Raw genomic sequence first — 9,554 nt, 5'->3', positions numbered from 1 at the left:
TGACTCTTCTGTTGGTGCCTGTGTTGGAGCAGCTGTTGGTGCTTCCGTCGGAGCTTCTGTAGTTTCAGGCTGTGTTGAAACCTTTGCATTTACTGTATTCTTTGTAACTTCTATTTCATTGCCCTGGCTGTCAAATGCTTTGATGGTATATGTGAATTCTGTATCATAATCAGCAAGTACAACATCCACCCAGTCAGCAACAATATCTTTCTTTATTTCATTTCCTTCAGCATCATAAAGTGCATATGAAGCTGCTCCTGTAACCTTTGTCCATTTAAGAAATGCTGTTAAGCCTTCATTTCTCTCCTGAAATACATTCATTTCATTATTAACATACTTTTCAAAATGAACAGGTTCTGTAGTTCCTCTTGCAACTATGGCTCCTGTAGCATCTTTATATATTATTCTAACTACATAGTCACCACCATTTTCAACTTTAATTGAATCATCCTTTGAAGCTACAACATTATCAACATCTGTTCTGCCTTTTGCAACTCCCCAGATGTAATTATTTGTACCGTTCTTTGCCCAATGCTTTTCATCTTCAATAACTGAGTCCGGAGTTCCAATGTAAAATTCCTGTGTTAAACCATCCATACCTTCAGGGTGTACCCATTTTACTGTAATTCCATTATTAACGTCCTTCTCAACACTTGTAATTTCAATGTTTGCCACTGTGTCTGCATCATGTACTGTAGTTGTTTCTACCTCTCCCGGAACTGTAATTTCCTTTGATGCTGTTTTTACAGGGTTAGTATCTGCCTGAGCATCTTCAACTGTTGAATATGCTACAATATACACAGTATGTGTTCCCTGTGCAAGATATATACCTGCCTTTCCATTGGCTGCAAAATCAGATGCAATTGTAAATACCTTGTCAAACTTGTAATTGTTGTTCATTCCTCCATTTTCATTCAGCCATTGAAAATTGCTTTTCCAATTCCATTCATTCGAATAGTTAATTGCGGAATGATCTGAATCCGTCTGGTCTACATAAATGCAGTAGATATAAGGATCCTTTGCTGTTTCACCATCATAAGCAGAAGTAAATTCCACATCAAACATTTTAACGTTATCTTCTACGCTCCATGTTATCCGAGAGATTTCAAACTCTCCTTCTGCCCTGGCTGTTGCATCATTAATAACCAATGATGATACAACCATGGCTAAACTTAATGCAAAAGCTAAAAACTTCTTAACTGTTTTGTTAAATTTCATTAACGTTATCCTCCTTTAATTCTTTAATACTCATTTAGTTTCTCGTACAAACTAAAGATGTTATTATTATAGCATTGTCTTTTGTGCATTTCAACGATTAAAACGTTTGAAACGCTTTTTATTTTATGCATTTTTTACAAGTGTTTTATGCGTTTTTTAACTCTTTTCATACTATTAATATACTTGATTTGAAATATTTTTATCTTTATTTACTGTGTTTTGTTATTATATTATCCATTTTGCAAAAACATTTCAAATCTTCTATGGCTTGCATCGTTTTTATAATTACAGTCCAATGTTTTTATAACAGAAAAAGCCATTACGCCGACTTTTAAATGTACCGACCTCCAATCGTTAGATTTTTAGGTCTAACTTTTAGGTGTCGGTACAAATCAGCGCAACAGCTTTTTCTTATTATACATTATATTAGGTATCATTACTTAATGACAAATGTCTTTGCTTGTTTAGTTTTGAAACACCAGTTTAGGGGTTCTGTCCACAAAATACATTCCCCAGTGCTTCTCCGGTTCTTCAGGAGTATTTCCACCTTTCCACGGTTCATCAAAAGCTTCAAACATATAAGCAATTATTTTCTCATTGTCACTCCACTTCCAAAACTCCTCGATGTATTTTTTCTGGTTTTCTTCATTGGCATCCTCTTCTTTAATCTGTGCAAATCCTACACTGCTTGTTGCCCAGCCTACTTCAGAGAACAGTATTTCCTTATCCGGATACAATTCCTTCATACGTTTGTACCATTTTTTGTTTTCCCTAAGTCCACCTTCCACGGAATTGCCACCCCAGAGAGGATACGAATGTACACTGATTATATCAAGATACTTTGCCAGTTTCCCTAATTCCTGCCATTCTATTGCTCCCTCATTGAAGGTAACCGGTTTTCCCGTTCCTGCCTTAAGCCTCTTGGCAAATTCAATAAGCCTTTCCACAGGAACTGTATTGGCTCCCCATTTAGGAGTATTTTCATTCCCTACTGATACAACATTAATAATGTCAGAATTTTCATTGGCAATTCTTATTAATTCATCAATATTGGCATCATTTCTCTTTGCCCTTGCCTTTAACTCTTCATCTGAATAATTTGTCTTAAGCCACGGACAATTAGGATTATTAACTTCCGATATAAGGTCAGGACCCAACATCATCTGCATATCATACTTCATATCCCTTATTACCTGGCATGTCATTTCCGAATATACAATGGGGTCATACATTCTTATGTACTTAAATCCCATGTTATATAAAATTTTTACGTCCTCTTTTATCTGCTCATATGTAGGGTACGTGCAGGTTTGGGGACTTTGCCCTTCACGATAGCCTGAATAGCAAATTGCTCTTGCCCATTCCATTATATTTCCTCCTCTTGCTAATATGTATTGCCATCAACTTTTGATTAATGACCAGTGATAGGAAACATTTACAAAAAATGAACTTCCTTCGTTTTATTTCCTACCTAACCAAGAACTGCTGTAATTTGCACCTCTTTATTTAATTTGTTAATATCTTCTTTGGCAATAACATCACCATTGCCATACTTTTCATTATTTATATATATTTCCTTTACGGAATATTCACCTGCATCAAGTCCCTTCGGATTTTCATACGTAACATTAATGTTTACGCCACCAAACAGACAGGATGCACCTGCTTTGTTATCCTTAAACTGCTCGTTTAAAAGTTTTGGCTGAAGTTTAAGGTCGCCAAGTTCACCTTTTATACCGTACATTTCATTTAATACCGTAAGAAGCAACCAGCTGGCTGAGCCTGTAAGATAATGATACATTCCCTGACCTCTCTGGTTTACGTACTCCGGAACTCCCGGATAAATACAGCTTACGCTATAGTTGTGACAATGTTTATAAAGGGTATTTATTACTTTATATCCTTCCTTTGCAAAACCTCTTCTGTAAAGTGCATTGGCATACATAACTGCCATATGTGAAAATACTGCTCCATTTTCCTTATGTCCAAATGCGAAACCAAACATTCTTCCCAGATCGGTTTTAACTTCATTAAAGTTTGTGTTTAATCTGTAGCCTCCAATTGCTCCATCATAAAGATAATCGTCTGCCGATTTTACAATTTTTGCCACCTGCTCATCCGTAGCAGTACCTGACATAATGGCAAATACCTGACCTGTAAGCATCATTCTTACTCCTGATGAAAAATCACCTTCAACAGCATTTCCACTATTATCATAATATCCGTTAAACCATGAATTTCCCTCTTTATTGGTAATCCATTCAGTCTTCCTAATATGGTCTGCTATCCATGATGACATTTCATTAAGCACATTGCAAAGCTTTGTACAGTCTACTGATACCTTTTCGCCACTTACCTTGTGCCCCACTGCATTACAATAAGCATTTAGAACTTTGTGTTTCTCATCTATGCTGTCATAAACTTTCTTGTCTGCATTTAAGAGAACCTCAATCTCCTTTGCAAGAGAAATGGTACCCTTTCCTGTTTTCTTTGAAAGAGTCATTATATCTTTTGCTAAATCTCTTAAATTTCCGCCATATAACGCTGTGAATGCAACACTTTCTCCACGTTTTTCAGCCATATCAAGACCGTCGTTCCAATCAGCACCACGAAGTCTGATATGGTTATGTTCTCCTACATCGTAGAAGGATGTAAGGTGTTGTATAAGCAAATGTTCCAGTACAGTTCCCCTGTATGGTGTATCGTCTTCTGATAACTGCATATTGCCTTCACCATCACTCCACAGGTTATCCCTATGCTCACCTCTTCCAATTTGTGCATCCTTAAAATATGTATTTTCTTCATTTAAAAATTCAATATCTCCGGTTTGCTGCATATAAAGGCTTGTAGTTAAGTATGGCCATGCTCCATGATCCATCCACACTCTTACAATATTATTTCTGTCAGCAATAAATTCACCCTGCTTTGAACCTATAATAGTAGCATTGGTTCCGTCAAATCTTACACCTCCAAAGTTGTCAATTAACATCTGACGTACCTGCTTTGGCTCCATAATAAGAAGGGCAAGGCAATCCTGCCATAAATCTCTCCATCCTCTTCCACCTTTTCCATAATCATGATGAGGAAGGAATGAACAGCCATATATTCTTCTAAGCATAGGCTGGAAATTAACCCAATGCATCCAGTTATCAAAATCACTGTCTGCCGAATTGTAACTTACGTTGATTTTATCCTGCCAATACTTTTTAGTTTCTTCAAGAAAGCTGTCAAAAGCCTTTGTGTCAAGGTATTTCTCCCCTAACTTATCTATTTCTTCTTCTGAATTACCATAGCCTAATGCTATAATGTATGTTTTTGTTTCTCCCGGTGAGATTACAGCATCAGCAAATCTCATTGCCGCAACTGTTTCGTAGCCGTCAATTTCTTCACCAATTCCATACGGAAGAGGCAGATTCTTGGCAACCATATATGGATTTTCAAAATTTCCGCCACGTCCGATAAACTCCTCAGTAACAGGACAGAAGCTAATTGGGGAAACCATTACTCCGTCAGTTTCTTCCTTTGCCAAAGCTCCATAATAAACAGTGTTTTTATTGTGTCCTCTCTCATCAAATGTAAGTGTCGGAAAGATTTCTATTCCGTTTTTTACCGTAAATGTTCTGTGAAGCAAAGAGGTAACATGTCTGTGATCTCTTATATTTGAAGCCGAACGTCCATACAAAGGTATAGCTGTAGTAGGAGTAAATTTAATATGTGAATCTGTTATGTTTGTAATTTCTATTTTAGTCAGTTCCACCTTGTCCTTAGTTTCAGGAACAAATGATGTCACTGTAGCTTTAAGCCCTAAATCATCAGATTTTCTCTCTATCTGATGCCACATAATTCCGGCTGTCAGCTTCACTTCTTCTTTATCATCATCAAACAACTTAGCCTGCTGTGCTGCTGAACGTCCTGCCACAGACCAGGCTTTTTTACCTTCAACGTAAATCCAAAAGTTTCTTACTGACTTGTTGTTGTGCAGGTTTTCACTGCTAACCGGCTCTAACAAAAATGTATTCTGGTCTAATTTTATATCTCCCCCTAAATCAGGTGTTATGGAGCTCATAACTCCTGCCTCATTAGCTAACGGAAAATACATATAGCTAGTTAAATCCGGATTATTCAGGGTAAATGTCCCTTTTTTATCTAAATATTTTAAGTTGCCCATTTTATTTCTCCTTTATGACATATTGGTATATCTATATTATCATAAAATCGTTTCAGTATAAATATATTAGTATGTTTTTCTTTATAAAAAAAGTATTAAAATTTTATATAACTCCTTTTTTTTTCATATAATACAAATTTGCACCCTAAATATGTTTTTTTATTTTGTAGGCTTTCTACCTGATTTATTTTTGCACATTTTATTATTTAATAATCTTTCTGGAAAATTCCACTTGTTTTTGCCCTAAAGACAAACGCTAAAAAACGTCCATATACCCGTAATTACATACAGATACATGAACGTTCCTTCTTATCTTGATATAATGATAAACTTATTTTTTTGTTTTCAAACCGGCTATAATTCCATAAAGAATTAATAAAAATCCTACTACCAAAGCTATTATTATACATATATTGGCAATGTAAAAACTATAGAACATAATATATTGGCATATTATCGCTATGTACATTACAAGCACTCCCGCAGAAATAACAACAGTTTTCTTTCTGCACACCAATGTGACTATTGCCATAAGTATAAAAGCTCCTGCCACAAAAAATAATAATTCTCCGCCACAATTATTAAGCTGTGCAATAACTCCCATTAAAACCCAAATTGCTCCTATGACTGCTAATGAAATTGATACTTTCTTCACTATGTTGCCTCCTTCAATTTTTTCCCATCGGTATTATCCCAAATGTAGGTTTATTCCACCTTATATCTGTGCAATTCACCGTCCTTAATTATCACATGGTAATCCTCAACCTTATATGGCTCATATATCTTATTAAAGTATTCATATCTGTCACAATATTCCACTCTTTCATAAAAATCCAAATCCGTGGCTGGCACAAATATTGTATCTTCTCCGTTATATTCATGTTGAATACCTAATACTTTCATTGTTTCTTCATAATTCTCATTATACATACTTGTCGGTGCTATTGCCATTTTTTCAAACAACTTGCTCCCTCTTAATTCCACCTTATGTCCCTTATATATTGCATATGGTGTGACTCCGTAAACATCCCCTATTTCTTCAGCTGTTACAGGGCGAATATAGTATCCCCATTCACTCTGTATGCACTTATCATCTACAATATGTTCATCATGAATTTTAACTATCAGTTGATTTCTGCTATCGTCATTATACAATCTTATTTCCTTTCCCTTGTAAATTGTGTACATACCTCGTCTTAATCTCATTTTATTTTCCTCCATGTTCCATCATCAAATTTATATTGTTTCACTACCTTTCCATGTTCAATCTTGGTTATCAACGCATTATCATCATATTCTATTCCGTTTTCTAAATTCCACTCCGGTATAACTTTGCCATTTTCTGATCCCGTAAATCCATTTTGTGTACATGGATCAGGTAATGTATTGTTTCCACCAAATTCATAACCATATGTGTTGTCCAGATTGATTTTCTTAAGTTCCTTATTCAAAGTCTTAAACTCTATCTTCCAGTACGACGTCTGCGATGGAAGATAATCAGGTGTACCTCCATTAGCTGGCTCATATCCAAGTCTAAATGTATCATAGATATCTTTAAAATCTCCTACATCGTTATAATCCCCCGCTCTTGATATACACCCTCTTACAGCATTATATTCTCCACTTACATATTTTTCAACATCCTCCGGTTTGATATACCTTCTAAGCAATGTATTCTTGTTTATTGTAAACTTCTCCCTTATGTGACAGACCACCTTCTATTTAAATCGTTTTTCTCAAAAGGAATTGCAGACATGCATCCACAATTCCCATTAAAACATATGTTTTTAATTCTCTGTCATCCCAAGATGTACGTTTATTCCACCTTATGTCTGTGAAGTTCACCGTCCTTAATGATTACATGGTAATCCTCAACCTTATACGGTTCAAATATACCCTTAAAATATTCGTATCTGTCATAATACTTTGCTCTTTCATAAAAATCTAAATCCTTTGCAGGAACAAATATCGTATCATCTCCATCATATACATGTTGAATGCCTAATACTTTCATTGTTTCATCATAGTCTGTGTTATCCATGTCAGTTGGTGCTATTGCCATTTTTTCAAACAGTTTACTTCCTCTTAATTCCACCTTACGTCCTTTATATATTGCATATGGTATTACTCTATAAATGTCTCCTATTTCATCTGGTGTTACCGGACGAATGTATCCTACCCATTCATCTTCTATACACTTGTCGTCTATTTTCTTATGCATATAGATATAATATCCATCGCAATCCATAATACGATGAAGTTGCTGTATTTTGTTTTTATATTCTGTATATATTCCTCTTCTCAATGTCATTTTACCTTCCTCCATTTTCCATCAACAAATTTATACTGTTTCACTACCTTTCCATGTTCAATCTTGGTTATCAACGCTTTATCATCATATTCTATTCCTTTTTCCAAGTTCCACTCCGGTATTACCTTTCCATTTTTTGCGCCTGTAAATCCATTTCTTGTACATGGATTTATATCTTCATTCAGACCTCCAAATTCTTTTCCATATGTATTGTCCAAATTGATCTTTTTCAAATCATCCGGTATAGTCTTAAACTCTATCTTCCAGTATGACTTATCTGTTGAATGATATGGTGTATCATTGTAGTCCAGACGAAATGTTTCAGAGATATCCTCAAAATCCCCAACTTCACTGTAATCCTCTGCCCTTGATATGTATCCTCGTACAGAAGTATAGTCTCCACTTACGTATTTTTCTGCATCCTGTGACTTAATTATTTTTCTAAGCAATGTATTCTCATCTATCGTAAACTTCTCTCTAATAGACTTAATTATCTCCTTCTCTCTTTCCGTGTATGTTCCATTATTTAACGGTTTAAGCTTAAGTTCCTGAAACCTGCCTATACCTATTTCATTCTCTGTCATCCCAAGATGTACATTTATTCCATCTTATGTCTGTGCAGTTCACCGTCCTTAATGATTACATGGTAATCCTCAACCTTGTATGTTTTTCCTACTCCCTTAAAATACTCGTACCTATCATAATACTTTACTCTTTCATAAAAATCCAAATCCTTGGCTGGCACAAAGATTGTATCTTCTCCATTATATTCATGTTGAATGCCTAATACTTTCATTGTTTCTTCATAATCCTCATTATCCATACTTGTCGGTGCTATTGCCATTTTTTCAAACAACTTACTTCCTCTTAATTCCACCTTACGTCCCTTATATATTGCATATGGTGTAACACTGTAAATATCACCTATCTCATCTGGCGTCACAGGGCGAATATAACCTCCCCACTCATACTTTATACATTTGTCATCTATTTTGTTATGCATAGAAATATAATATCCATCATATTCCATAACGTTTCCAAATTCATATGCTACATTATTATAAGTTGTTTTCGTATATCTTCTCAGTTTCATTTTACTCCCTCCATTTTTTTCATGTCTCTTTATTAAGTCTTTTACATTTTTCAAAAAGTTTTCTATGTATTGAAACAGCTTTTTTCAAAAGTAATTGTGGCTATATAGCCACAATTACTCGAATAATCAAATCTATTATTCAATTATCTATATGTACATTCTCAAATGTAAATTTATTCCACCTTATATCTGTATAATTCACCGTCCTTAATTATCACATGATAATCCTCAACCTTGTATGGCTTATATATTCCTTTAAAGTATTCATATCTATCATAATATTTCACCCTTTCGTAAAAATCTAAGTCCTTGGCAGGCACAAAGATTATATCTTCTCCATGAGATACATGTTGAATACCTAGTGCTTTCATTGTTTCTTCATAATCTTCATTATCCATGCTTGTCGGCGTGATTGCCATTTTTTCAGACAACTTGCTTCCCATTAATTCCACCTTATGTTCCTTATATATTGCGTACGGTCTAACACTGTAAATGTCACCTATCTGATCTGGCGTGACGGGGCGAACGTAACCTCCCCATTCATCCTGTATGCATTTATCATCTATCATTTTTTCATCATATATTGGAATCACAAAATTGTAATCATCTTCATACAATATTGTTTCCTTTCCCTTATAGACTGTATAACTATCCCATCTTAATCTCATTTTATTTTTCTCCATAAATTCCAACACATAAGTCTATTCCATCTTGTACCTATTCAACTCACCGTCCTTGATTATCACATGGTAATCCTCAACCTT

The 9,554-nt window shown here is 35.0% G+C and carries 10 protein-coding genes; all 10 read right to left on the bottom strand.

What is annotated here, in order from left to right; genetic code table 11:
• The coding region (locus tag Q5O30_RS01540) for a hypothetical protein (protein WP_302674510.1) at positions 1–1,218 on the bottom strand (1,218 nt) is incomplete at its 3' end.
• Between the two features lie 464 nt (positions 1,219–1,682).
• The gene (locus Q5O30_RS01535; protein ID WP_021952001.1) at positions 1,683–2,585 is read right to left on the bottom strand and encodes a glycosyl hydrolase family 17 protein; all 903 of its coding nucleotides are present in this window, start codon (positions 2,583–2,585) and stop codon (positions 1,683–1,685) included.
• Between the two features lie 104 nt (positions 2,586–2,689).
• The gene (locus tag Q5O30_RS01530; RefSeq protein WP_021952000.1) at positions 2,690–5,386 is read right to left on the bottom strand and encodes a GH36-type glycosyl hydrolase domain-containing protein; all 2,697 of its coding nucleotides are present in this window, start codon (positions 5,384–5,386) and stop codon (positions 2,690–2,692) included.
• 331 nt (positions 5,387–5,717) lie between these two features.
• Positions 5,718–6,041 (bottom strand): hypothetical protein, encoded by a 324-nt coding sequence (locus Q5O30_RS01525; RefSeq protein ID WP_021951999.1) that lies wholly within the window; start codon positions 6,039–6,041, stop codon positions 5,718–5,720.
• Positions 6,042–6,091: 50 nt separating this feature from the next.
• Entirely contained in the window at positions 6,092–6,592 is a 501-nt protein-coding gene (locus tag Q5O30_RS01520; RefSeq protein ID WP_021951998.1) for a hypothetical protein, read from the bottom strand.
• Positions 6,589–7,101, bottom strand: a complete 513-nt coding sequence (locus Q5O30_RS01515) for a hypothetical protein (RefSeq protein WP_021951997.1) — start codon at positions 7,099–7,101, stop codon at positions 6,589–6,591. The genes Q5O30_RS01520 and Q5O30_RS01515 overlap by 4 nt, the downstream gene beginning before the upstream one ends.
• Positions 7,102–7,202: 101 nt before the next feature.
• Entirely contained in the window at positions 7,203–7,697 is a 495-nt protein-coding gene (locus Q5O30_RS01510) for a hypothetical protein (protein ID WP_021951996.1), read from the bottom strand.
• Positions 7,694–8,281, bottom strand: coding sequence for a hypothetical protein (locus Q5O30_RS01505; RefSeq protein ID WP_021951995.1), 588 nt, complete (start codon positions 8,279–8,281; stop codon positions 7,694–7,696). Before Q5O30_RS01505 ends, Q5O30_RS01510 begins: the two co-directional genes overlap by 4 nt.
• Before the next feature lie 14 nt (positions 8,282–8,295).
• Positions 8,296–8,790: a hypothetical protein gene (locus Q5O30_RS01500; RefSeq protein WP_021951994.1), complete on the bottom strand. Its 495-nt coding sequence runs from the start codon at positions 8,788–8,790 to the stop codon at positions 8,296–8,298.
• Positions 8,791–8,963: 173 nt separating this feature from the next.
• Positions 8,964–9,458, bottom strand: a complete 495-nt coding sequence (locus tag Q5O30_RS01495) for a hypothetical protein (protein WP_021951993.1) — start codon at positions 9,456–9,458, stop codon at positions 8,964–8,966.
• Positions 9,459–9,554 lie beyond the last annotated feature (96 nt).

The sequence above is a fragment of the Eubacterium sp. CAG:161 genome (genome assembly GCF_000432355.1).
GTDB lineage: Bacteria > Bacillota > Clostridia > Lachnospirales > Lachnospiraceae > Eubacterium_G > Eubacterium_G segne.
The sequence above is the reverse complement of the archived record's forward strand: the minus strand, read 5'-3'. Positions and strand labels throughout refer to the sequence as shown.